The sequence below is a fragment of the Chitinophaga sp. S165 genome (genome assembly GCF_003182155.1).
Taxonomy (GTDB): Bacteria; Bacteroidota; Bacteroidia; order Chitinophagales; family Chitinophagaceae; genus Chitinophaga.
Map to the genome: position 1 here is coordinate 284,972 of NZ_QGTG01000008.1, position 26,257 is coordinate 311,228.

Annotated in this window: 17 protein-coding genes; 14 read left to right on the top strand and 3 right to left on the bottom strand. The window is 44.2% G+C overall.

The window, feature by feature from the left end; all coding sequences use genetic code 11:
* Nucleotides 1–14: 14 nt before the first annotated feature.
* On the bottom strand, nt 15–1,292 hold the full coding sequence (locus tag C7475_RS26115) for a TCR/Tet family MFS transporter (RefSeq protein WP_110056354.1): 1,278 nt from the start codon (nt 1,290–1,292) through the stop codon (nt 15–17).
* 510 nt (nt 1,293–1,802) lie between these two features.
* Between C7475_RS26115 and C7475_RS26120 the strand changes: the two genes are divergently transcribed.
* From C7475_RS26120 to C7475_RS26135, 4 genes are all read left to right on the top strand, one after another.
* The gene (locus tag C7475_RS26120) at nt 1,803–2,618 is read left to right on the top strand and encodes an AraC family transcriptional regulator (RefSeq protein ID WP_110056355.1); all 816 of its coding nucleotides are present in this window, start codon (nt 1,803–1,805) and stop codon (nt 2,616–2,618) included.
* Nucleotides 2,619–2,745: 127 nt separating this feature from the next.
* A complete protein-coding gene (locus C7475_RS26125; RefSeq protein WP_110056356.1) occupies nt 2,746–3,519 on the top strand; it encodes an isocitrate lyase/phosphoenolpyruvate mutase family protein in 774 nt (257 codons plus the stop codon).
* 237 nt (nt 3,520–3,756) lie between these two features.
* Nucleotides 3,757–4,539 carry a hypothetical protein gene (locus C7475_RS26130; RefSeq protein ID WP_110056357.1) on the top strand — a complete coding sequence of 261 codons (783 nt, stop codon included), beginning with the start codon at nt 3,757–3,759 and terminating at the stop codon, nt 4,537–4,539.
* Nucleotides 4,540–4,551: 12 nt separating this feature from the next.
* Nucleotides 4,552–5,259 (top strand): hypothetical protein, encoded by a 708-nt coding sequence (locus C7475_RS26135; RefSeq protein WP_110056358.1) that lies wholly within the window; start codon nt 4,552–4,554, stop codon nt 5,257–5,259.
* 57 nt (nt 5,260–5,316) lie between these two features.
* On the opposite strand, the gene C7475_RS26140 is transcribed toward C7475_RS26135, so the two are convergent.
* Both C7475_RS26140 and C7475_RS26145 read right to left on the bottom strand, forming a co-directional pair.
* Nucleotides 5,317–6,321 carry a choline kinase family protein gene (locus tag C7475_RS26140; protein ID WP_110056359.1) on the bottom strand — a complete coding sequence of 335 codons (1,005 nt, stop codon included), beginning with the start codon at nt 6,319–6,321 and terminating at the stop codon, nt 5,317–5,319.
* Nucleotides 6,322–6,352: 31 nt separating this feature from the next.
* The gene (locus C7475_RS26145; protein ID WP_110056360.1) at nt 6,353–6,730 is read right to left on the bottom strand and encodes a hypothetical protein; all 378 of its coding nucleotides are present in this window, start codon (nt 6,728–6,730) and stop codon (nt 6,353–6,355) included.
* A gap of 153 nt (nt 6,731–6,883) precedes the next feature.
* Between C7475_RS26145 and C7475_RS26150 the strand changes: the two genes are divergently transcribed.
* From C7475_RS26150 to C7475_RS26195, 10 genes are all read left to right on the top strand, one after another.
* Complete coding sequence (locus C7475_RS26150) at nt 6,884–9,214, top strand: FdhF/YdeP family oxidoreductase (protein ID WP_110056361.1); 2,331 nt, start codon at nt 6,884–6,886, stop codon at nt 9,212–9,214.
* Between the two features lie 251 nt (nt 9,215–9,465).
* On the top strand, nt 9,466–10,050 hold the full coding sequence (locus C7475_RS26155; protein WP_110056362.1) for an RNA polymerase sigma factor: 585 nt from the start codon (nt 9,466–9,468) through the stop codon (nt 10,048–10,050).
* Nucleotides 10,051–10,202: 152 nt separating this feature from the next.
* Nucleotides 10,203–11,336, top strand: coding sequence for a FecR family protein (locus tag C7475_RS26160; RefSeq protein ID WP_110056363.1), 1,134 nt, complete (start codon nt 10,203–10,205; stop codon nt 11,334–11,336).
* Nucleotides 11,337–11,533: 197 nt separating this feature from the next.
* Nucleotides 11,534–14,980, top strand: a complete 3,447-nt coding sequence (locus C7475_RS26165; RefSeq protein ID WP_110056364.1) for a TonB-dependent receptor — start codon at nt 11,534–11,536, stop codon at nt 14,978–14,980.
* Nucleotides 14,981–14,996: 16 nt separating this feature from the next.
* Nucleotides 14,997–16,907, top strand: a complete 1,911-nt coding sequence (locus tag C7475_RS26170; protein WP_233259967.1) for a RagB/SusD family nutrient uptake outer membrane protein — start codon at nt 14,997–14,999, stop codon at nt 16,905–16,907.
* 33 nt (nt 16,908–16,940) lie between these two features.
* Complete coding sequence (locus C7475_RS26175) at nt 16,941–18,176, top strand: DUF4959 domain-containing protein (protein WP_110056366.1); 1,236 nt, start codon at nt 16,941–16,943, stop codon at nt 18,174–18,176.
* A gap of 20 nt (nt 18,177–18,196) precedes the next feature.
* A complete protein-coding gene (locus C7475_RS26180; protein ID WP_110056367.1) occupies nt 18,197–19,423 on the top strand; it encodes a DUF4998 domain-containing protein in 1,227 nt (408 codons plus the stop codon).
* Nucleotides 19,424–19,538: 115 nt separating this feature from the next.
* Nucleotides 19,539–22,484 carry a discoidin domain-containing protein gene (locus C7475_RS26185; protein WP_233259968.1) on the top strand — a complete coding sequence of 982 codons (2,946 nt, stop codon included), beginning with the start codon at nt 19,539–19,541 and terminating at the stop codon, nt 22,482–22,484.
* Nucleotides 22,484–24,754 (top strand): glycoside hydrolase family 3 N-terminal domain-containing protein, encoded by a 2,271-nt coding sequence (locus C7475_RS26190; RefSeq protein WP_110056369.1) that lies wholly within the window; start codon nt 22,484–22,486, stop codon nt 24,752–24,754. Before C7475_RS26185 ends, C7475_RS26190 begins: the two co-directional genes overlap by 1 nt.
* 165 nt (nt 24,755–24,919) lie before the next feature.
* Nucleotides 24,920–26,206, top strand: a complete 1,287-nt coding sequence (locus C7475_RS26195) for a DUF5018 domain-containing protein (protein ID WP_110056370.1) — start codon at nt 24,920–24,922, stop codon at nt 26,204–26,206.
* The last annotated feature ends 51 nt before the right edge of the window (nt 26,207–26,257 follow it).

The window sequence follows — 26,257 nt, forward strand, 5'->3', positions numbered from 1 at the left end:
TATCGAACATTTCATCAATGCATTGGTACATCCGTCAGGTTGCCTCCGGCAATTGCTTTCTTCAATTCAGGTCGTTCTTTCTTTTCACGGGTTAGCACTTTATTGGTAATGATGATGCTAAGTAACATACATGCTGCGCCAATTAAAAAGTGTATACCTGGAAAATGGAACGGCGCTTTATCGGTAGTGAAATAGCTGAATGTGCTATTCATGATCAGTGGGCCGATAATGGTAGTAAGACTCATCAGACTGGTAAGCGCACCTTGCAGTTCTCCCTGTTGATTAGGCGGTACGTGAACGGATATTACTGATTGTAACGACGGACCGCAGATCCCGCCCAGGCAATAAGGGATCAGGAATGCGAACATCATCCAGCCCTGTGTTGCAAAAGCAAAGAGTATAAGTCCTATTGTATAAAAGGAAAGACCGAAATATATACTTTTCTCATTGCCGATCTTAGGGATGACAACCCTTGTAAGTCCGGCTTGCACAGCACCCACCAGCACACCTACGACGGCGAGTGAAATACCTACCATTTTTTCGCTCCAGTTAAAGCGGTAGATAGTAAAGAAATTCCAGTTGCCCTGCACTGACTGGCTACCCAGATATATGAGGAAAAAGCTTATCGCCAATCCTCCGATCTCAGGATGTTTTGTCAGGAAGTTCAGTGAGCCAAAGGGATTAGCACGTTTCCAATCGAATGGACGGCGGTTCTCCTTGCTCAAGGATTCAGGTAATAAGAAAAATCCATACAAACAGTTTAAAAGGCAAAGCACTGCCGCGGCATAGAAGGGGGCCCGGATCCCCCATGTGGCCAAGAGCGCACCGAGAGCAGGCCCGAGTACAAAACCTAACCCAAAAGCAGCCCCGATCATGCCGAAGTTCTTAGCTCTTGTCGTCTCATCTGTACTCACGTCAGCAATATAAGCCGTAGCTGTAGTAAAGCTTGCGCCTGTAATACCCGCAATAACACGTCCTACAAACAGCCATCCGTATGTAGGAGCAAGCGCCAGGATGATGTAGTCAATACCAAAGCCCAGCAGGGAAAACAATAAAATAGGACGGCGGCCAAATTTATCACTCAGGTTTCCGATCACCGGGGCAAAAAAGAATTGCGTGATGGCAAAAACAGATAATAAATAAGCGCCGTAAGGACTGGCCTCATTAACCGGTATGTGCTTCAGCTGAGCGATCAGATCGGCCATTACAGGAATGATCAGTCCCCATCCCATTACGTCGATCAATAAAGTAATGAAAATAAAGCCGATTGCAGACTTCTTGGTTGTATGCATAGAATTGAAATTGAAAACTTACGAAATTGAATGATATGGCCTTTCGGCAGGATTATACACTAAAACAGATACGGTGATGTGGTATTGTAATAAATTATGCATTCCGCATACTTATCTGCAAACTTCTTACTAGCAATATTAATATGATTGTTGTTGATCTGTATTTGCATGTGTAGCATTCGTGCCTGCAAACTTAGTGCGAATTACTTAATAAGAAGGGAGGTAAATACGCCAAATTGCAGGGGGAGTTGCGTCAAACCGGATGATCTTCTTTGAGTTTTTCATGTTAACTATTTGGTTTTTAGTGTGTAATAAATATGTTTATCAAGGTTAAAACAGTTATGGTTTCCTGCCGTAAAAGTAACCAGCACGATAGGGGAGGGCAACCCTTAACAGGTAAAAGTGCTGAACAAACCGGTGAAAACAGGGATTTTACCGGTGAACCGGTAAACAGAAAACAGTTCCGTTTTTTACAATGCGGCCTTCGGCAATAGCTTTATATTTGTGTAGATGATATTCAAAGAAATTCTTCCGGGCGCAAAACTTCAGCCGTATATCAAGTGCTTCTACTATTACGAATCTGATTCGGATAGCAGCTATGATGATCTGGTGTTTCCCAGCGGCACGATGGAGGTGATCTTTAATCTGGGTAACGGTAACTGGCTGTCAAAATCAGATGACGCTTTTTACACTACTCCCCCGATCGAGCTTTGGGGCCAGATAACAAAACCGCTGGCTATACAGTCAATGGGGCGGAATATCATGCTGGGCTTTAAATTCTATCCTCATTCTGCCGCTTACTTTTTTAACCAGCACATATCAGAGTTTAACAATCAGATAGTCGACGCTGCAGACGTACTAGGGCCGTCGTTAAGAACACTGCATAAAAAACTGCTGGATATTTCAAACCTGCGTGCAAGAGTAGGATTGTTGGAATCCTATTTATGGGATAAACTGGCCGCATCAGAGAAGAAACATAACAAGATCAAATTTATAGGAGATATTGTTCATTACCTGAAAGACAATTATAGTGATGATAATATCATTTCCTTGTCTCAGCGTCATAATATATCTACACGGTATCTGAACATGATGTTCTCCCAGTATACCGGTTTAGGCCCCAAATTATTCTATAAAATAAACAGGTTTCAACATAGTCTGAACCTGATATCCCAGAAAGAGGAAAAGCTTACCAGTATAGCTTACAGCGCGGGGTATTTTGATCAGGCACATTTCATTAAAGAGTTTAAGCTTTTTACCGGCGTTACCCCTAATGCTTTTGCCAAACAGGCCTCGGCAATCAACCAGGTATTGGCTGCGAGTTAGTTTTCCGTTTTATACAATTTGTAGTGATCCGTTAGCAATAGTTTTGTGTAAAATCTATGGACATCGTTGTTAGGTATTAATTATGACCTGGCGGGATAACTTATTCAGTTTATTTTAAACAAAAATTATGAAGAACAGATTTGATGAATTTTTAGCGCTGCATCATATCAAAGAACTGTTACATGTTGGAAACGTATGGAATGCGCAGAGTGCTGGCGTGTATGAAAAACTTGGTTTTAAAGTAGTAGCCACGTCCAGCGCCGCCGTAGCTGAATCACTGGGTTACTCCGATGGTGAGGATATGCCTTTTTCAGATTATCTGTTTGTTATTCAACGTATCGTTGCATCAACAAAGGCAGTTGTAACAGTTGACCTTGAAGCAGGATATGGTCGCAGTGCAGCTGAGATCAGCAGTAATATCAGGCGGCTGTATGAACTGGGCGTGTCCGGTATTAATATAGAAGATTCAGTTATAAAGGATGGGAAAAGAAGTATCACGGATGCGGAAGCATTTGCACAGAAGCTTCGTCAGATAATGGACCAGCTGAAGAGAGATGAGGTTAAAATTTTTATCAACTTACGTTCCGACAGCTTCCTGCTAGGCTTGCCCAATGCATTGAAAGATGCTTTGGAAAGAATTCCGGTCTATCAGGAAACAGGTGTGCATGGGTTATTCTTTCCTTGTGTTACGCAGGTGTCTGATATAACGAAAATAACGACCTTGTCTAAGCTTCCTGTAAACGTTATGTGCATGCCTCAACTGCCGTCATTTGATGAATTACAGAAAGCTGGTGTAAAAAGAGTAAGTGACGGAAATTTTGTGAACGCGTATCTTTATAGGGAACTTGGAGATGTTATGTCCAGGATCAATACAGAAAATAGTTTCGCCAGCCTGTTTTGATACGATTTGATTTTATAAATCAAATATTTAGGATAATAAAGGGACTGATTATCTTTCGGATGATCAGTCCTTTTTTTGCGCCGGGATCTCATATGTCAGATATGGTTTATGGAAACCTGCCAGCAGCTGCATCATTAAATAAACGTTATGAGGTATTTTTTACTTCTCCCATTCTTCCTATGCTTTTCACTTTCCTCAATAGGGCAGAAACGTGATTCTTTATTGTATTGTGCTTATATGGAGAATTCACCGGCCCAACTTGAACAATTTTTTGATAACTGGTCGGCAGAAACGCCTCTTGTTTCAGATTCTGCCCTCGGGTGCCTGAATGATACTATTCAGAATGTACACCTCGTTTACAGAAGCTTTTATAATCCTACTGATACTAATAAGACAGGTGGCGCCAAATGGGTAACAGCTGCCTATTCAAAGGTGAAGTACCTGTTGTTGCAGGATGAGATCAGCTATGGCTTTGTAAAAACGCTTGATAAAGAAACCGTCCTTCAAAACCGGCTTAAGCAATTTGCAAAAGGGGATACCGCAAGGTTGCGTACTTTATTAGACCAATACAAAGGAAAGAAGAGAAGGCTTGAAATGGATTTCCTCCATTGGCCAGGTGCGAATCATTATACTCAACTAACAGGCTTCCGGCCGCAACTTGAAATTGATAAACCAATAGCTGTTGTACTGACGGCTGACTATGAGCATTTACTAAACGCCTTTTTAGGGAGTAAAAGATACAAACCGGGAACAGGGAGTATAATGTTGCCAGCAGAATCAGAAAGGGAGAGCCGGCGCCGAAAGGCATTCCTGGAGAATGATATTAAGATCTGGAGTGGGCAATGGGATTTTTACTGGCAATTTGCCTCTTTGCCTCATGTAGATAGAATAACATTCGACGAAAACTTCGAGCATGCCGTTGTTGATTACAGGATGGATTATGAAGGCGGATATGGCTATCTCAAAAAAGTGAATGGCGCCTGGGAAGTGATAGAGGTTCGAAGCGTATGGATAAGGTAAAATTAATGTTCTATGAAAATACTAAACATATTGGTTGTATTACTGGCATTATCATATACAACATATGCTCAATCAGGAAAAAAAGATACGGTGTTCCTGTTAAAGGAAAAGAGGGAAACGGGATATCATGCTATTTTTATAGATAAGAACCCCAGATCGGAGTTTTATAAAAAAATATCCGATTTCCGTTTCAGTGATGATGAATCGAGAATATATGCGGGCTATCTGGATTACCTGAAGGGACAAAGATTACCGAGATTTACTGACAGAACATTCCCTAGAAAGTGGATCGTCATCTACCAGTATAAAAAGAAATTTTATGCTTACTATCCTTCTGATTTTATGAGTCACTACCAGGTCCGGGTAACAGATTCTACCTACATAGATTATATTGGCGGTGAAGGGCCTGTGGCAAACAAAATAAAGTCCTTCAGTATTGTGGATAGCAGTACCTATCGTTTCAGACTGGTAGGTGGTTTGGCTAAAGATCGTAAACTTACCGTCCATATCATTGACCCTCAAAAGGGAATAGCGGTTTTTGAGGAGGATGTAACCGGATGGGGAAAAAGATACTTTCTGATGATCGTTGCAGATAAGGTAAGAAAGATACCTGTCATCGTAAATTATTCCCTGGCGCAAAAGGAACTTGAATACGATTTCAAGGAGCCGGACTATAAGAAATTGCTTGAAATGAAATTACCGAAAGACAGTATAAAGTAAGCTAATTATCCCCTGTTATAAATGTCTGACGACATGATAACAGGGGATAAAAGATGATTATATAAGCGCCAGTGATGCAGTAAAACGTGGTGAGCGCATCTGATGCACTGCTTCGTTCAGTAATGCTTTTCCATACATCAGCTGACCTTCATATGTAGCGAGGGAGATCTGGCCGGTACCCATCATTGCACCAAAGTCTCTTAGTGTTATTCCTTCCATCTCCTGATCGTGCACATAGTCTTTGGGTTTTGACTGTGCGGCAAGCTGCAGCATCAGCATAGAATAAATGATCCTGCCTACCTGACGCATAACGTGAAAACGGGCCGTCTGATAGTCGTTTGCCGGACGTCCGAAATATGTGTCCAGAAACAGTTTTTCCTGCGCCTCAGTATGTAAGAAAAAATTGGCTGCATTTGCCAGATCAATATACCGGTCGTTTACATAAGAAACATCCCAGTCGATGATCCAGATCTTTTCTCCGTCAGACAGAACGTTGCTTGGATTAAGATCGTTATGACTGAACACCTTTTCCGCATCATTCCATGGATATTTATCTTTTACTGCTTCAAAATTGCCGAAACATTCATCGAACACCGGTCCTGAAAGCATATTGCTTTGTCTAAAACCGGCAATCAAAGCATCAATGGTCGTCAGCAGATCATTGCCTGCATCTGTGTGAGGTATCGCATGAATGGCCCGGATCGTAGCTGCCAGTTCACTGGTCAATTTCTCTGGTCCGAATACTCCACGTACAGGTTTGTTATCTATGAAGCCACTGATAGAAACGCCATTTTCGGTATCCTGGTAATATAATGGTGGTGCAATACCTGCATCTGCAGCCAATTTCAGGTTGGCCGCCAGGCTGGCTCCTTTGTTGGCAGATCTGTCCAGCTTTAATACATAAGTTTTCCCATCCGCTGTAACTTTAAATACGGGTGAGGCGGAGAGTCCTCCCGCAAGTGGTGCAATATCTACGGCATCAGTGTCAAATGTCCGCTGCAAAGCCGTTTCAACTGCAGCGGTAAGATCGGCCGGTATGTGACCGAAAAGTGTTTTAGACATGTAATGAATATTTGAAAAATCAGAGATTATTCTAGGAGAACAGCAACACAGGAATATTGATCATTAGCAGGGCTGCAATGATGCCTATTCCAATATACGCGTAATGCTCTTTATAATAGTATGTCTGGCCCCCGAATTTGCCAAATGCGAAAACGGCAAGGCCAAGTGCAGAACATATCATTCCGGCCCAGAGTCTTTGATTACCATTAGAAAATATTGAAAAAATTGTGTTGCCATTCTTCGTAAAAGTTAACATTGAAAAATATCCGGCTAAAGCAAAGAATAGTGTCAGATAACTATATGGAGAATTTATTGCGCCGGCAGTTATAGTCCTGTTTATTAGTTCATTATGTTCTTCAGAGGTAATGGCCCCTTCCTGGTATAGGTGGTTAATGCGTTCAATGGTCATGGGTTTAGGCGTTTTTTTGTCAAGTATAAGTTATTATCATCTTCTATACAACAGCGATGGGAATTTATGTGATAGCCGGGGAAATAATTAACAGGAAAGGGCATTAAACAATCTCATTTGCCGGGGTGTTTTTATTAAACACTACAATATGCCATGGGAAATGAACACCAACTGCCATCTGCGGAGAACCCCATAAAGTTGTTAAAGCTGGAAGTAAGGCCAGCTAAACAATGGGCTGCAGGTATTCCTGCCGTATTGGCGGCACTCAGCGATTTCAGGGAAGAACATATTGCCATCAGAGGCATGATGGCCTTACTGAAAATGAACCAGAAAGGAGGTTTCGATTGTCCCAGCTGCGCCTGGCCGGACCCGGATGACGAGCGTTCGCCCATAGCTGAGTATTGTGAGAATGGTGTCAAAGCCCTTGCTGAAGAAGCCACCCAAAAGAGACTTACGGCCGCTTTTTTCGCCGAAAATGCAGTGGCTGACCTCTCAGAGCTTACCGACTATGAAATCGGAAAAAAGGGCCGTCTGACGGAGCCTATGTATATGCCGGAAGGCGGTACTCACTATCAACCTATCAGTTGGAATGATGCTTTCAAAAAGATCGCCACCCACCTGAATGCTTTACAATCCCCTAATGAAGCGGCCTTTTATACTTCCGGCCGCACCAGTAATGAAGCTTCTTTTGTTTACCAGCTGTTTGTAAGAGAGTTTGGTACCAACAACATGCCTGATTGTTCCAATATGTGCCATGAGACCTCCGGGTTGGCCCTCGGTGAATCCATCGGTTTGGGTAAAGGCTCAGTGAAACTGGAAGACTTTTATGATACAGATGTCATTATCATTATAGGTCATAATCCGGGCACCAATGCTCCGCGTATGATGAGCGCTCTCGAAAAAGGAAAGCGGAACGGTGCTCAGATCATCGCTATCAATCCACTGCCTGAAGCGGGCTTAATGGGCTTCCGGAATCCTCAACACATGAATGGGGTAATAGGGCATGGCGTCAGGCTGGCTGACCTGTTTCTCCAGGTAAGGATCAATGGTGACATGGCACTGCTGAAGGCGATCGAGTTGTTGTTATACGAAGCGGAACAAAAGGCTTCCGGCTGGGTGTTCGACCAATCGTTTATTGCTAAAAATACCGTTGGATATGATGAATTTATCCGGCAATTGAAAACATACCGCCTGGAAGACCTGGTCGCGGCATCCGGTGTTCATGTAAATGAAATACGTGAGGCGGCGGATATGCTGGTGGATAAGAAACGTATTATCGTATGCTGGGGTATGGGACTTACGCAACAGAAGAACGGAGTAGAGATGCTAAAAGAAATTGTCAACCTTTTGTTGTTGAAGGGCAGCATTGGTATTCCTGGCGGTGGCGTGTGCCCTGTCCGTGGCCACAGCAATGTACAGGGGAACCGGACAATGCTGATCGTTGAAAAACCTACGGATGATCAGTTAGACCGCCTGCAGTCCGTATTTGGATTTGCGCCACCAAGAGAACATGGTTATGACGTGGTCAATGCTATCAGGGCGATGCATGAAGAAAAAGTAAAAGTATTCTTCGGAATGGGAGGGAATTTCCTCTCCGCCACGCCTGATACTACATTTACAGCAGCAGCCATGCGAAAGCTGAAGCTGAGTGTGTATGTTTCTACCAAATTGAATCGCGGACATCTGGTGCATGGAAAAGAAGCGTTGATACTTCCAACGCTCTCCCGCAGCGATATAGATATGGTGAATGGCGAAGCGCAGTTTGTTAGTACGGAGAATTCTATGGGCGTGGTCCAGTCGTCCAAAGGAATATTGAAGCCGGTATCTGATAAATTGTTGAACGAAACACATATCGTTTGCGGGATGGCAAAGGCTACCCTCGGTCAGCGCTCTGTAGTGGACTGGGAACTGTTTGAAAATGATTATGACGCTGTTCGCGATGCGATAGCTGCGTGTATACCTGGTTTTGAAGATTATAATGAAAAAGTACGCCAGCCCGGTGGCTTTTACCTTCCAAACGGTCCGAGGGAGGGGAAGTTTAAAAGCACATCCTCCGGCAACCATGCGGCATTCTCACTAACTGCTGTACCGCTAAATCAACTGGCAGATGATGAATACGCGATGGCTACCACCCGTACGCATGATCAATTCAATACGACTATCTATGGCCTGGAAGATCGTTACCGGGGCATCAAAAATGAGCGGCGTGTCGTATTTATGAATCCTGCTGACATGAAGAAAGCCGGTTTTGCGGAGGGAGATAAAGTTGACCTGTTTAATTACGATGACGGTATAGAACGGGTGGCGCGTTTGTTTGTAGTAGTATCTTATAGTATCCCTGAAAAAGACACGGTTACGTATTTCCCCGAAACCAATGTGCTGATCTCTATTAATAACGTGGTAGAGGGGAGTAATATGCCGGCTGCAAAGAGAGTGGTGATCAAAATCAGAAAGCACGTGCCGCAGGGATTGAACGGCGCATGATATAAGCATAACTAATTATACATATGATAGCCAATGTGTTGACCTCTCTCCGTTAATTTTGTCCCGCCCGCTGGCTACTTTATATGAAATTCATGTGGAGCCTGCCATGTGCCAATAACTATTTATTACCTTTGTCCGATAGCTGAATTAGAGAACCACTCAGGTAATGGTCTTTTTATACCTGTAAAAAGGTCGCCGATGTCATGTAAGCGGGGGAAAATCACACGTTATTTCTTCTTAGATGGTTGATTATGGGATACGGACAATACACAGATGAAGAACTGTTGCAAGGCCTTAAACAAAGTAAAAAAGGCGCCTATAACGAAATTTACAGCAGGTATTGGAAGAAGATGCTTACTGTCGCATTAAACCACAATGAAGACGGTCATATTGCCAAAGACATTGTTCAGGAGGTTTTCATTGACCTCTGGGAGAAACGTCATAGCTACGAGATCCAGAGTTTGCCGGCTTTTCTGGCCACTGCCGTTAAGTTCCAGGTATTTAAATATTACCGGAAAGAGCAGCGTCGTGCCCTGCTCGCAAAGGAAAACTATGTTTTCGATGATCTTTATGAAGAAGAGGAAAAGCTCCATGCCCGGTTCCTGAAAGATATGATCGACGGCATTGTAGAGGAAATGCCGGAGAAATGCCGCCTGGTCTTCCATTACAGCCGTAACCTGGGCCTCAAAAATGAAGAAATTGCCGAACAGGCGGGTATTACAAAGAAAACAGTCGAAAACACCCTGAACAGGGCGCTGCGTATTATCCGTGGTAAACTGAAAAATCATGGTATCCCACTATTGACCATTGTCCAGGTCTTATTGCTGCGCAAATAAATTTTTTTTCCTTCCCATAGGGTGCAACACCTTTTTCATGTACACTATATATATGCGTACGTTATGAACGCGGCCGTCGTTGTAAATACGATCAGGCTGAATAACTGTTAGAACTGTAGACTGATTATATAATTCCACTGGCAAACTAAAACATGGATTTACAGAGAATTAACGAGTTAATAAAGAAGTACACCGATGGCACAGCTACCGAAGCCGAAAAGGAGGAACTGACCTTATGGTATAGGGAAAAGTCATACCGCGATGCTGTATCCTATGAAGATGAGGACGAAGTTTATCATGAATTACTGGACCGTATTAATGAAGCTACCGGTTTGAATACACCGGAACGCAGCTGGAAAAAATGGGCGGTCGCTGCTTCTGTTGCACTACTTTCAGTTACAGCCGCCAGTCTATACCTTTTGAAATACAGATCCAAACAGCAGATAACACAGCATGCGGTGATTGCACCTGCTAAACAGGCGGGGGGCGCTATCCTGACCCTTTCTAACGGAAGCCAGGTACTCCTTTCCGATGCTGAAAACGGTGATATCGCTACGCAGGGCAATGTCACGGTTACGAAGGCGGCCAACGGGCAGTTAGTATATAACATTAAAGAAGGAGAAGGGCAGTCCGCTGCAAATGGCGCGGTTGCTTATAATGTTATCAGTACGCCGGCAGGCAGCCAGTTCAAGGTAGTATTGCCAGATAAGACGACCGTCTGGCTCAATGCAATGTCCAGCGTCAAATTTCCTGTCACATTCTTAAATGCCAGCGAGCGGCGTGTAGAATTAACGGGTGAAGCCTATTTTGAGGTAACCCATAATGAGCGCATGCCTTTTAGAGTGTACACCGGCTCGGTGATGACAGAAGATCTGGGAACAGAGTTTAACATTAAAGCTTATGCAGACGAGCCGGATGTTAGTACCACGCTGGTTAGTGGTGCAGTGCGCATAACTGCCGGTACTCAGCAGGCTTCACTCAAACCGGGTGAACAGGCACATTACCAGGGGGCGATGAAAGTTTCGAAAGTTAATACTGATGACGTGATTGCCTGGAAGGATGGTTATTTCCGCTTTGATGATCAATCATTGGAAACCATCATGAAAGCAATGGCGCGCTGGTATAACGTCAGTTATGTTTTCGAAGATCAAAGTCTGCGTAATGAAACTTTTGGCGTGGTGGCAACCCGTCAGAGTAATATCTCTGTACTGCTTGATCTCCTGGAAAATACCGGTACCGTTCATTTCCGCCAGGAAGGAACTACCGTGATTATTAGCAGGAAATAGGCTGACAAACAACCAAAAACAAAACACAATCATTAATACTAATTATGCCAGGGGCAACGTACCTAAAGGTACAGTCAGGGTCCATCTTACCACAATTGAACACGTTATTTATTTAAACCGTCTTTAGACAGATGCCACAATTTTTTACCGTCAACACTTGCAGGCCTCCGGGCCTGGCAGGAAAAATTCTGCGATTTATGAAGATCACCGCCGTATTGCTCTTCTTTTCCCTGTTACACGCGAATGCATCCGTGTATGCTCAACGATTAACGCTGCATGAAAAGGATATTTCCCTGAAGCAGTTTTTTGTCGAAGTAAATAAACAGACCGGATACAATGTTGTATGGTCGGCAAAGATGATCAAAGATCTGCCAAAGTTCAATGCAGACTTTGATAACACGCCACTTGAAACCGCGTTGAAAGAAGCCTTGAAGAACACCTCGCTGAATTATTCCATCCTCGATAAAAATATTAGTATAGGGGTGGTCCATGAAAGCGGAGCCGTTAAAAAAAACATCAGTGAGGCACCTACAGCCGACATTACTGTAACGGGTAATATCACCGATTCCAAAGGACAAAACATGCCCGGTGTTACTATTACTGTTGTGGATAACCCTAAGTTGGGTACTGTGACAGACGGAAATGGGAACTTCGTCCTGACCGTAAAAGAAGGTGCTGTGTTGAGGGTTTCGTATGTTGGATTTGTAAGCCAGAATTTTACAGTAACCAGCACTAATAAAACGCTGAAGGTGGTGTTGCAGGATGATATCAGGCGCGCAGAAGAAGTGGTGATCACGGCCTTCGGTAAGAAAGAACGTAAAGAAGCTGTTGTAGGGTCTGTAACATCGGTAAGGCCGGCTGATCTTAAAATTCCTGCAAGTAACCTGACGATGGCACTGGGCGGGCAAGCGGCTGGTATCATTGCTTATCAGCCCACCGGACAACCCGGTCAGGATAATGCACAGTTCTTTATCCGTGGTGTTACCACATTTGGCTATAAGGTAGATCCACTGATCCTCATTGACAATATTGAGCTCAGCACAAATGACCTGGCCCGTTTGAATGTGGACGATATTGCCAGTTTTTCTATCCTGAAAGACGCCAGCGCAACGGCATTGTACGGCGCACGTGGTGCTAATGGCGTTATCCTGGTAAATACAAAGGAAGGTAAGATGGGTAAATTGGCCATCAACGTAAGGCTGGAAAATGCTATTTCGCAGAATACACAGTCGCTGCAGATAGCTGATCCTGTCACTTATATGAAGTTGTTTAATGAAGGAACGCTTACCCGTGACCCGACACAACCATTGCCTTTTAACCAGGATAAGATCAATAACACGATCAATACGATTAACAAAGCCCCCGGTTATAATCCGTATGTGTATCCCGCTGTTGATTGGTTAAGCGTACTGCTGAAAAAGCGTACAAGCACCCAGCGTGGTAATATGAGCATCAGTGGGGGGAGTCCGTTGGCAAGATATTATGTAGCGGGTTCCTATAACCTGGATCACGGCAACCTTGCCGAAGACAGGAACAACAATAATGACAACAATATTAAATTTCAGAACTATCAGTTACGTTCCAACGTTAACCTGAACCTTACCAAAACCACGGAGGTCATCTTAAGGTTCAGCGGTACTTTTAGTTCTTATCAGGGGCCGCTAACGACCGATGGTACCTTTAATTCAGATATCTATAACCTGGCGTTACATACCAGTCCTGTTTTATTTCCTGCTTATTTCCCGGCAGATTCTGCCAACCTGGCTACACAACATATTCTTTTTGGCGCGCCGCAGGGTACTTTTAACAGCATCCCGTTTAACAATCCTTACGCATTGTTGCTGAGAGGGCATAAAACCTCTTCTGAGTCCCGCGTACTGGCACAGCTGGAATTAAATCAGAAACTGGATTTCCTGACGAAAGGACTTCATTTTCATGGTCTGTTCGAGACGAACAGGTATGCTTATTTTGATGCTAACCTGGGCTACAAACCCTTTTATTATAACGTGGCTTCCTACGATAGGGCAAAGAACAGTTACACCCTTAACTGGCTTAATCAGAAGCCGGGAGATGCCATAGAATACCTGGAATATTTTCCCGGTGGCTCAATTATAAATACCAATGTGTATGTACAGGGTAACCTCGATTATAGCAGGCAGATAAAAGATCACAATGTTTCAGGTACATTGGTACTGACAAGGCAGCAGATCGTTTATTCAAACGCCGCTAAACTGGTGGACGCATTGCCACACAGGAACATGGGCCTTGCAGGTCGCGCCGCCTATAATTATAAAGGCAAATACTTCGCTGAGTTTAACTTCGGTTACAATGGATCAGAAAGATTTTCAGAAGAGCACCGTTTCGGGTTCTTCCCCACTATTGGTGGTGGCTGGCTGGTGTCCGAAGAAAAGTTCTTTCAACCATTGCATAACATTTTGGACAGGTTGAAGGTGAGAGGAAGTTATGGCCTGGTAGGTAACGATGCCATTAGCGACAGAAGGTTCTTCTATAGTTCTAACGTGAACCTGGCCGGTGGCGGAGGCGCTGAATTCGGGATCAACCGTGGTTATAACAGACCAGGTGTGGCTATTGATAACTATCCGGACCCTGAAGTAACCTGGGAGACTTCCAAACAACTCAATCTCGCGCTGGAGCTTACAACACTCAGAAACCTGAACATCACGGCAGAATATTATAACTACAATCGTTATAACATTTTGCAGAAACGCTCTTATATCCCCACTACCAACGGGCTGGAAGCTGATATCTATGCTAACCTGGGTAAAGCCCGTTCAAAAGGAATTGATCTTTCTGCGGATTACAGAAGCCAGCTGGGGAAAAACCTGTTGGTATCCGGCCGTGGTAACTTTACACTTGCAGCCAGTAAGTACACATATTACGAAGAGCCGGATTATCCGGAACCATGGCGTCATACAGTCGGTCATCCCATCCGTTCAGGCTATGGTTATGTTGCCGAACGCCTTTTTGTAGATGATGCAGAAGCACAAAGTTCACCGTCACAGATTTTTTCATCTACAGGAAAAGCACCAAGAGGTGGCGATATCAAGTATCGTGATCTCAATGGTGATGGCGTGATCAATCAGCGCGACCAAACCTTTGTCGGTTATCCGCAGGTGCCTGAAATCATATATGGCGGCGGCTTCTCAATACAGTATAAGAGTTTCGATATGTCGGCATTTTTCCAGGGACAGGCAAGGGTATCTTTCTTTATCGATCCTAACAGGGTAAGCCCTTTTGTACAAAGCCCGGATCAGTATGTTTATGGCAATACGCAGCTGCTAAAACAGTTTGCTGACAGTCACTGGTCTGAAGATAATCAGGATATCTACGCACTGTATCCTCGTTTAGGCGTCAACAAGAATGATATAGAAAATAACCTGCAAGCCAGCACATGGTGGTTGCGTGATGGTTCCTATTTGCGTCTTAAATCCGCAGAAATAGGTTATTCACTTCCTGCTCCAGTCATCAAACGACTGGGCATCCAGAAGTGCAGGTTTTACATTAATGGGTTGAACCTGCTAACCTGGAGCTCATTTAAGCTCTGGGACCCTGAACTGGGTGGTAGTGGCTTCGCATATCCTATACAGAAAGTATTCAATGCCGGTCTCAATGTCAATCTCTAAAACAAGCGCGAGAAATATGAAATCATTATATAAATATTTATGCCTTATCGGTCTGCTGCTTTCCGGCAGCTCCTGTAAAAAATACCTGGATGTGGTGCCTCCCGATGTAGGTACGTTGGATTATGCTTTCAGAAGCAGAAATGAGGCGGAAAACTATCTGTTTGCATGTTATAATGCCATACAGAACCTCAATGATCTTAACAGGAGCCCGGGCTTTACGATGTCGTCAGAGATAATATTCCCAATGAACCTACCGGGCAACCCGATCGATATAACCGGTTTTGCATTAATTACCGGTACGCAGAATGCAGGTAACCCGGGTTTGAATTACTGGGATGGTTCCGGTAACGGTGTGGCCATGTATAAGGCTATAAGGAAGTGTAATACGATGCTGGAAAATATCGACAAACCGGCAGATCTGTCGGCAGAGGAGAAGACAAGGTGGATAGCAGAAACCAAGTTCCTGAAAGCATATTATCACTATTACCTTTTCCGCCTTTACGGTCCCATTCCAATAGTGGACAAGAATCTTCCGGTTGAAGCAAGTCCGGAAGAAGTCAGGGTAAAACGTCAGCCGGTAGATGCTGTGGTAAATTACATTACCAGCCTGCTGGATGAAGCAATACCGGATTTGCCTGCCAGCATCGACAACCCGGCCAAAGAATTGGGAAGAGTGACCAGACCAGCTGCTATGGCTATTAAAGCAGAAGTGCTTATGACAGCTGCAAGTCCGTTATTCAATGGGAATCCGGATTATGCTAGTTTCAAAGACAACGAAGGCACTTTGCTTTTTCCTGCTTACGACGCAGCCAAATGGCAAAAAGCAGCTACGGCATGTAAAGAAGCGATTGATATAAGTGAAGGCGTGGGGCTGCACCTGAATACTGCGTTTATTCCTGCACCGGGCGTTACCAATGTACCTGACAAGATCAGACAGGAACTGGTTTTCCAAACCGCACTTACGCAACGCTGGGATATCAATACGGAACTGATCTGGTCTTTAAATGCGATATGGCATGGACAGGAGTATTGCATACCACGTATGACACAACGGGCTAACCAGAATGATAATGATAACCCTGCCTACTTTGCAGTGCCTATTTCTACTACCGATCTGTTTTATACCAGCAATGGCGTACCGATAGAAGAGGATAAGAACTGGGACTATGGTGGTCGTAACCAGCTGCAGATGGGAGATGCCGATAACGCTGCTTATATCAAGCAAGGGTATACAACTATTAAAGCCCATTTTAACCGCGAAACAAGGTTCTATGCCAGTATCGGGTTCGATGGCGGCATCTGGTTTGGAAACGGGATACTGGATGGTTCAAACCCGCATTATGTGGAAGCACGCGGACAGTCTTCACTGGCAGGTCCCAAAACATTGCAGAAAACAAATATTACCGGCTATTGGCCTAAGAAACTGGCCAACTATCTCACCGTGTATGATAACGGATTTAACTGGACAGACTTTTCCATGCCGGTAATGCGTATGGCGGGACTTTATCTATTGTACGCAGAGGCGCTAAATGAAGTGAACGGGCCAACAGCAGAAACTTTATCATATATCGACAAAGTAAGGGACCGCGCAGGATTGCAGGGCGTAATAACATCCTGGGCAACATATGCAAGGAACCCCGATAAACCGAATAGTAAGGATGGTCTAAGGGATATCATTCATCAGGAACGCCGTATAGAATTATGTTTTGAAGGTCAGAGCGGATGGGACTTAAGAAGATGGAAAGAATTACAGATAGTGTTAAGTGCTCCGCTGAAAGGATGGAGTGTTTATGAAGATCAGGCGATCAACTACTACCGGGCAAAGAATGTGGCGATACCAGTGTTTGGTACCCGCGATTACCTGTGGCCAATATCAACAAACAGTCTTGTTGTAAACAGCAACCTTGTTCAGAATCCAGCCTGGTAGTATGATTTTGATAAACCATTTACACATTAATTTATGATCTGGAATAAAGCAAAATATAATATAACAGCCTTACTGGTAATTGCCCTGACAACAGTTACTATAAGCGCCTGCAATAAAGATGATGTTTACCGGCAGCCAAACGCTTCCGGTAAAGATAAACCCGGACCTGTTACCAATGTAAAGGTGACTAACTATAACGGGGCAGCAGTTGTGAAATATGATCTGCCGAACGATCAGGACCTGCTGTACGTAGTGGCTAATTATGATATCCGTGAAGGCGTTTCCCGCCAGATCAAATCGAGTTATTTCTTTGATACGCTTCGCCTGGAAGGATTTCATGATGCCAGGGATTATACTGTGACGTTAAAGGCAGTTACCCGTTCTAATATTGCTTCAGATCCCGTAACGGTTACGGTGCATCCTGATACGCCTTATTATGCACTAATAAGAAAATCGCTTAAAATAGGAGCAGACTATGGAGGTATCAATATCCAGGCATCTAACATAGGTAAAAATGCTGTTGCGATCAATACGCTTACAGTAGACCCTGTAACAGGCAACTTTGCAATAGCGAATGAGAATTATACCAGCCTGGCAGCCATTAATTATTCTTTAAGGGGCTATAAACCGGAGGCAACGAAATTCGGTGTTTATGTTTCTGACAGGTATGGCAATATTTCAGATACCATGGTGGTAACGGTCACACCGGGTTATGAAGAGGCGCTCAATAAAAAGGACTTCTTTCCTTACCTCATGCCTAGCGATGCCGTAATTGGTTATGGTGGTGTAGTACAAAACATGTTTGATGGCAATATCACGGAAGACAACAGTGCTAACGCCTGGCAGACGACCATCGGTACCAGCCAGCGACTAATGCAATGCTCCTTCGGTATTGGGAAAAGCTACACGTTAACTCACTTTATGATGTACTTCAGGGACTATGGCGCTAATAATCCGAAGAACTTTACCGTCTATGGTTCAAACGTTGAAAACCCTGCCGATGCTACTACTCCGGGAGGAGTGCCACAGGGTACGCAGACAGGGGACTGGGTATGCCTCGGGAATTTCCGTGTGCCGGATCCTCCATCCGGGCTGCCACAGGGACAAACTAATGCGGCTGACAGGGCATATGTGAATAATGGTATTGACTTTAGCATGCCAGCAGGCATCCCTCCTGTAAAGTATATCCGGATAGTGGTAAAAGATACCTGGTTCGGACTTGATTACACAATTATCCGGGAAGTAACATTCTCCGGTGTTCCGCAATAACCACAACAACGAGCAAAGCAATGAAACTGAATATAAAAAATATAAGCTGGCTGTTATTTGCAGTTACCATGATGGCCTGTTCAAAAAAGAACGAAGCCTATAAAGATCTGCTGGAAGACGGAGAGATCTATTATCCTGGTATTATCCAGAATGCGGGTTACAGGGCAGGTAACCTGCGTACGATGCTTTACTGGAATCCCAGCCCGGACCCAAAGATCACGAGTTACAAGATCTACTGGAATAATAAACAGGATTCGCTGACGCTTACGGCCGACAGTCATGACCCGGCCGATACGGCGACTGTGATCGTTCCGGGCTTGAGTGAGGGTACATATAATTTCAATGTTTATTCCATAGATGCGCAGGGAAGAAGATCAATAGCCGTGGATTTAAACGGTGTCAGGGTGTATGGTACAAAATATCAAAGTGGTCTCTTTAACCGTCCCTACAACGCGGGTACGCCGTATCTGCTGGACCTGATAAATGGCAGTGTAAGGGTACAATTCAATACACCCGATTCCATCAATACAACTACGCAGATTCAATACACTAATAATAGTGACGTACTGAACACAGTTGAGTTATCGCCCGACAGCAGTGGTGTGACCTTGTCAGATTTCAAATTCGGGACCACGGTAACCTATCAATCCAGTTATATTCCTCAACGGAATGCCCTGGATACATTTAAGGTGGCAGATGTCAGCAATTTTGCTGAGATCACGCGTGCGGGCGATGTAACAGCGGTGTTTATAAAGAACCCGGGCGATCCTTTTTACAGGAGTGATAACGGAAATGGAAAGTGGGGCTTGCCTCGCGACTGGCAGGTGAACGCAAATGCTATGAACCAGGATAATAATCAGGGTGGCGGATGGTCTACCGACAATGGTGGCTGCATTCATTTCGAGTCAAAAAATTGGGGCGATGCACCACTGGTGAACGGTAAAGTATTTCAAACCATTACCCTGCCGGCCGGTACTTACGACCTGGATGTGGTGACTGCGGGCTACGGAGGAACTATCGATGCCAATGAAGTGGTAGCTACTGGCACAACACTTCCTGATATTGATAATCTGAATGGCAATAGCGCCGTGCTGGCATTATTTCATGGCGATGGCGGTAGCATTGGTGGAACACATACACTTACGTTTACACTTACACAGCAAACCACTGTATCCCTCGGTTGGGTAGTAAGCGGATCAGTCTATACTTACCTGCAGTTCAAAAAAGTGGCACTCAGAATAAGATAAAAATTAATAATGCAGCCATGTGCCTATAGGTGTATGGCTGCTTTGCATGCCGGTGCTTATAATGCCGGCATTTTGTTACAGGAATATTTAAAAGCTCAATTTTCTAATGACTGGAATGAACCAACTATTAAGCAGGACGCTGGTTGTAATGGCCGCCCTCGGATTCTCAACAGTTGCAGCTGCGCAGGTGAATATTGTCAACCTGGGTAGCTCAGATCAACAGACGTGGTATGTAAAAGCAGATGCAGAAACAGGTATAAAAGGAAGAGAACTTCAAACGCAAACATCTGACTGGACCAAAGCCATCGTACCCGGTACTACCTTTTCTTCCTTTGTAGCAGCAGGTAAAGAACAGGACCCGAATTTCGGCGATAATATCTATAAAGTAGATCGCAGTAAATATGACAGGGATTTCTGGTACAGGACTACATTTAAAGTCCCTGCAACCTACGCCGGCAAAAAAGTCTGGCTAAATTTCAACGGCGTTAACAGAAAGGCAAGCGTTTATCTGAATGGAAAATTGATCGGCAATCTGAATGGGTTTATGGACCACGGCCGTTTCGACATTACTAATGATGCTAACGCTAATGGAGATAATGTGCTGGCAGTGCTCGTAAGTGTACCCATACAGCCGCTTGCAAACGTGGGCAGCCCTAACTATGTGGCAAGTGCCGGATGGGATTGGATCCCTTATGTACCGGGATTAAATTCCGGTATTACTGATAAGGTTTTCCTTAGTTGCAGTGGCGCTCTTACCATACAGGACCCCTGGGTACGCACTGATCTGCCTACGAACGCAAAGGCCTATGTGACTTTGTCAATGGAGGTGAAAAATAATTCAGCAAGTGATGTGGATGGTATGCTGCAAGGCACTATCATGCCGGGTAATATCCAGTTCTCACAGAAGGTGCGTGTCAATCATGGCAGCACCCGCGACCTCAAGTTAACAAAACGTGATTTTGAACAGCTTGTGTTAAACAATCCCCGCCTATGGTGGCCCAACGGTTATGGCGATCCTAATCTCTATGATCTGGACCTGAAGCTGACAGTAGGTGATAATATTTCTGATGAGAAACATCTTCGTTTTGGTGTTAAACGCTATAGCTATGATACTACCGGTGACGTGCTGCATATCGCGATCAATGGTACACCTGTGTTTATCAAAGGCGGCAGCTGGGGAATGTCAGAGTACATGTTACGTTGCCGTGGTGCTGAATACGATACGAAGATCCGCCTGCACAAGGAAATGAACTTTAATATGGTCCGTAACTGGATAGGTCATACTACTGATGATGAATTTTATGAGGCCTGCGATAAATACGGTATCATGATCTGGGATGAATTCTGGTTGAATTCAAATCCAAATCTGCCGGCCGATCTCCATGTTTTTAATTCCAATGCAATAGAAAAAATTAAACGTGTCAGGAATCATCCGGCCATAGCTATCTGGTGTCCCGATAACGAAGGCTGGCCGGAGCCTCCGCTGAATAACTGGCTCAGAGAAGATGTGCGCGTTTTCGATGGAGGAGACCGCTATTATCAACCGAACTCCCATGCAGAAAGCCTGACGGGTAGTGGCCCGTGGATGGCTAAAGATCCCCGGTATTACTTCACTGCTTATCCAACAGGGCTTGGCGGGAACAAAGGCTGGGGTATGCGTAGTGAGATCGGTACCGCTGTTTTTGTGAACATGGAGAGCTTTAAAAAGTTTATGCCGCAGGATAAATGGTGGCCACGTAACGAGATGTGGAACCAGCACTTTTTTGGTCCGAACGCATTTAATGCCGGCCCTGACGAATATGATCAAATGATCTCCCAGGGATATGGCAAACCTGAAGGCATCGAAGATTATTGCCGTAAGGCGCAGTTTGTAAACATGGAAAGCAATAAAGCCATGTATGAAGGATGGCTTGATCATATTGGTGAAGACGCTTCCGGTGTAATGACCTGGATGAGCCAATCTGCATACCCTTCTATGGTATGGCAAACCTATGATTATTACTACGACCTCACAGGGGCTTATTTTGGCGCTAAAAAAGCATGTGAGCCATTACACATTCAGTGGAACCCTGTTACCAATGCTATTAAGGTCGTAAATACCACCCGCAGCGAGGCTACAGACCTTACCGCTACTGCAGACATTTATAACCTGGATGGACGTATTGTAAAACAATATAGCATGTCTGCTAACCTCTCATCACCAGCCAATAGCGCTGCTGAAGCATTCAAACTGGATTTAAGCCCGGACCACACAGACCTGGCAAAAGGTAAAAGGATATTTGCATCTTCTACGCAGGATGGCGATCCGGCAGCCACTAACGACGGCAACCCACAAACACGCTGGGCCAGCAGATATGGTGATGACGAATGGATCTGCGTGGACCTGGGTAAAACAGAAATAGTGAACGGAGTAGGACTTAACTGGGAAGATGCTTATGGTAAATCATTCAAAATAGAAGTGTCCGACGATAATGAAAGGTGGCGCCAGGTTTACCGCACCGATGAAGGACGTGTTGGTGTGCAGAAGATCGGATTCCCCGAAGTGACTGCCCGTTACGTAAGAATGCATGGAATTGAGCGTGGCAGCTGGTGGGGATACTCGCTGTTCGATTTTGAAGTATACCAGGGCGATGTGGCAAGCCCAGGTCTGAGTGATGTACATTTCATCAAACTGAAACTAACCGGCAAAAATGGTCAGCCTATATCTGAGAACTTCTACTGGCGTGGCAATAAACGTAAAGATTATACAGCCTTGAACACACTCGGAAAATCCGACCTGAAACTACAGTACAAGACTACCAAAGCAAATGGTAAAACCTATGTTACCGCTACGATCAGTAATCCGGTATCATCGGCAACTGCTGCTTTTGGTATCAGGCTGATGCTCACAAATGCCGTAGACGGCAAGCAGATACTACCTGCCATTTTCAGTGATAATTACTTCTCTCTGATGAACGGTGAGACAAAAACAGTAGAGATCGAGTTTGACAATAGTGCAGTTGATAAGGACGGATTCAAACTCGCTGCAGAACCTTTTAATAACCATATAGTGCGTAAATAATGAAGCAAATAATGATTATCGCTTTGGCTTTGACTGTTAGCAGCGGATATGCCAGAGGGATCACAGATCAGGATACGTTATATAAAAACAAAAAGGTGCCAATACCTGCGCGTGTGGAAGATCTGCTGAAACGTATGACGCTAAAGGAAAAGGTGCTGCAGCTACAAAACCGTGGCGCAGGTAAGACTGAAGAAATAGAACGTATTTTTAATGGAGAAAGTTTTGGTTGTACACATGAAATGGGTATGAATGCCCAGGACTGTGCAGATATGTATCAGCAACTACAGACCTATATGCTGAAAAAAACACGCCTGGGTATTCCGGTGCTTACGGCAGTAGAAGGCATAGAGGGCATTCTGCAGAACAACTGTACCATCTTCCCGCATGAACTGGCGCAGGGTAGTACCTTCAATCCGACACTGATCAGGAAGATGACCACGGCTGCCGGAGAAGAGGCGCAGGTTATCGGCATTCATCAGATACTCTCACCCGTGTTAGATATTGCCCGTGAACTTCGCTGGGGACGTGTTGAGGAAACGTTTGGTGAAGATCCATATCTTATTTCGGAGATGGGAACAGCTTTTATAAAAGGTTATCAATCGTTTAATATTACCTGCACTCCCAAACACTTTGTGGCACATGGTTCGCCGGCAGGAGGGCTTAACTGTGCAAACGTCAGTGGAGGAGAACGGGATATGCGGAGCCTGTATCTGTATCCTTTTGCGAAGGTGATAGCCAATACTGATCCGCTGTCTGTTATGTCCTGTTATAGCTCTTATGACGGCGTTGCAGTGAGCGGGTCCCGTTATTATATGACTGATGTATTGCGTGGAGAACTGGGCTTTAAAGGCTATGTTTATTCTGACTGGGGTTCTGTAGAACGGTTACAGTCGTTTCATCATGCAGTTGATTCAAGGGAGCAGGCAGCCATCAAGTCGTTGATCGCAGGCGTTGATCTGGATGTGGATGGCGCTTATGAAGCAACACTCCAGAGATCAGTAGAAACAGGCCTGCTTGATATAAAATATATTGACAATGCCGTGCGCCGGGTACTTACCGTTAAATTCAAACTGGGCTTGTTTGATAATCCATTTGGTGATCCGGCAAGAGTAAGTAAAGTTGTACGCAATGCGGAACATGTTGCTATTGCCAAGATGGTGGCGGATGAAAGTGCTATCTTGCTTAAAAATGACAGCAACATCCTCCCGCTGGATATTTCAAAATATAAGTCGATAGCTGTAGTAGGTCCTAATGCCGATCAAACCGTTTTTGGAGACTATTCCTGGACTGGCGGAGATACCAAAGAAGGCACCACTTTGTTACAAGGCCTCAAAGAAGCAATAGGCAATAAAGTAACGTTGAATTATACACAGGGATGCGACTGGTGGAGCAAAGACAAGTCGGGTATAGCTGATGCGGTAAAAAATGTGACGTCAAGTGATCTCGCTATTGTGGCAATAGGAACACGCAGCACTTTTCTTGGCCGCAGTCCGAAGTATTCTACAGCAGGGGAAGGCTTCGATCTTAGTTCGCTGGAATTACCTGGTTCACAGCAGGAATTGCTGGAAGCCGTTAAAGCAACCGGTAAGCCGTTTATTGTTGTGTTTATTGCTGGTAAGCCGCTGGCTATGCCCTGGGTGAAAGAAAATGCAAACGCAGTACTGGTACAATGGTATGGAGGAGAAAAACAAGGCAGCACATTAGCGGATATACTTACTGGTGTGGTAAACCCTTCAGGAAGGCTTAACGTATCCTTTCCGAGAAGTACCGGAAATACGCCTATCTATTACAACCACTTTGTAACAGACCGTAATGAGCCATTTGACAGGCCTGGCAGTCCTGAAGATCCTAAAGGACACTACATTTTTGATCGTCCTGATCCACTCTGGGCTTTTGGTACAGGAATGAGTTTTACGACCTTTAAATACCTGGATTGCAAGGTGGCTGATTCTGTGCTGACAGGAAAAGATATCATCAAAATTGATGTCGATGTAAAAAATACAGGAGACAGGGATGGAAAGGAAGTTATTCAGGTATATGTGCATGATATGGTTAGTTCGGTAGCGACACCCGTGCAGCAGTTAAAAGCATTCAAGAAGGAACTGATCAAAAAAGGACAGACCTTAAAGGTACACCTTGAAATACCGGTATCGGAACTTGGCCTATACAATGAAAGGATGAAGTACATCGTAGAGTCGGGAGAGTTTGAATTGCAGATCGGTTCAGCAGCTGATAACATTCATTTTACCAAAAAGATCCAGGTGAAGTAATTACCGGAAATTATTAGTTACTAGTTTTGTTGATTGTATTTAAAACGGCCAGGTATCTACCCGGCCGTTTTGCTTCTTGGTGGGGCTATCACTTTAGTTATATTACAATAATTGATATATTTGCAGGCGTATTGCAATTCAGATGAATCTATAATCAACATCCCTATGAAATTATCAGCATTTCTAAAACAATGCATTGTTCCCTTATTGTTAGTAATGTCCGTTGTTGCCTGTAAAAAAGATAATGATGGTGTTAATACTGGGGGTAGCAGTGAAAAGAAAATATTAACGTTTAAAGTTGGTGACGTGAATGGTATAATAGATGAGGCCACCCATACCATTAATATTAACGTACCAACGTCTTACTCTCTTTCGGCTGTTCCTGTAAGCATTACGATTTCCCCTAAGGCTACAGCTTCTTTGGGGTTAAATATGACACTTGACCTTACAAAAGCAGTGACTTGTACGATAACAGCGGAAGATAAGTCTACTGTAACTTATACCGTTACCGGTAAAATTGGGTTGAATGATCAGAACAGCATTACTTCTTTTAAGCTCATGACAATAGACGATAAAAATCCTCTTGCGGAAATGACTATTGATTCAGCTAACAACCGGATCTTTCTGGATATGTTCGTGGATGCCAGCTTTATTACTACAATGAAGACAGATATTGAACTGCCTTATGGCGCAACTTCAGTACCTGGTCCAAAGGATACAGTTGACTTTACCAACCCGGTGCATTATATAGTAAAAGCAGAGAACGGAAGTATCCGTGAGTATGATGTTATAGTGCGGAATACAAGGAATAACCTGGATAGCCTGTTCCTGCCGGTTCACGGACTGGAGTACGGTAAATATCTGGAGCCATATGCACTGTATCAAAGTGGAATGTTACAACGGTTTATCCCACAGGATTTTTACGGAAATCTCGCGGGTGGTGCATATGCTTTATTCTATGCACTTGAATCGGATGATCTCTTTTTACAGAAACCCTATAAAGCTGTAATATCGACAAATGCTACTGCTACTCCGTCTTTTGATATGCTGGCGGACTATGGCAAAGATGTAGTGTATAAAATCACTTCTCAAAGTGGAGCAGATAGGAATTATACTGTTCGGGTGATCAAGAATAAGGTCATCTTCAAAAACATGGCGTTTTATCAAGGGTATTATACTTTTTCAAGCTTTAATTCGATGTTCGGACTGGATTACAGAAGCGATGCGAGGATAACCCAGATATGGGCCGTGGATACCCTGACATCGGCAATTACCCCAATGAAAATAGAAAAGGGTCGCGACAGGGATGACTGGGGTATCTATCACGATTACTTCGGCTTAATTGATGGTACTCCTTTAGCTAAAGGAACTTACCGCCTGAAGGTAAAATTGGAAAATGGGGAAGAAGATGTGACGAGGATGATTTTTAAAGGAGAGCCACCAATAGAGTAAATTTACCCCGTCCCTTTAATTAATTTTTTAAAATGGGAGGCTCTCTGTAAG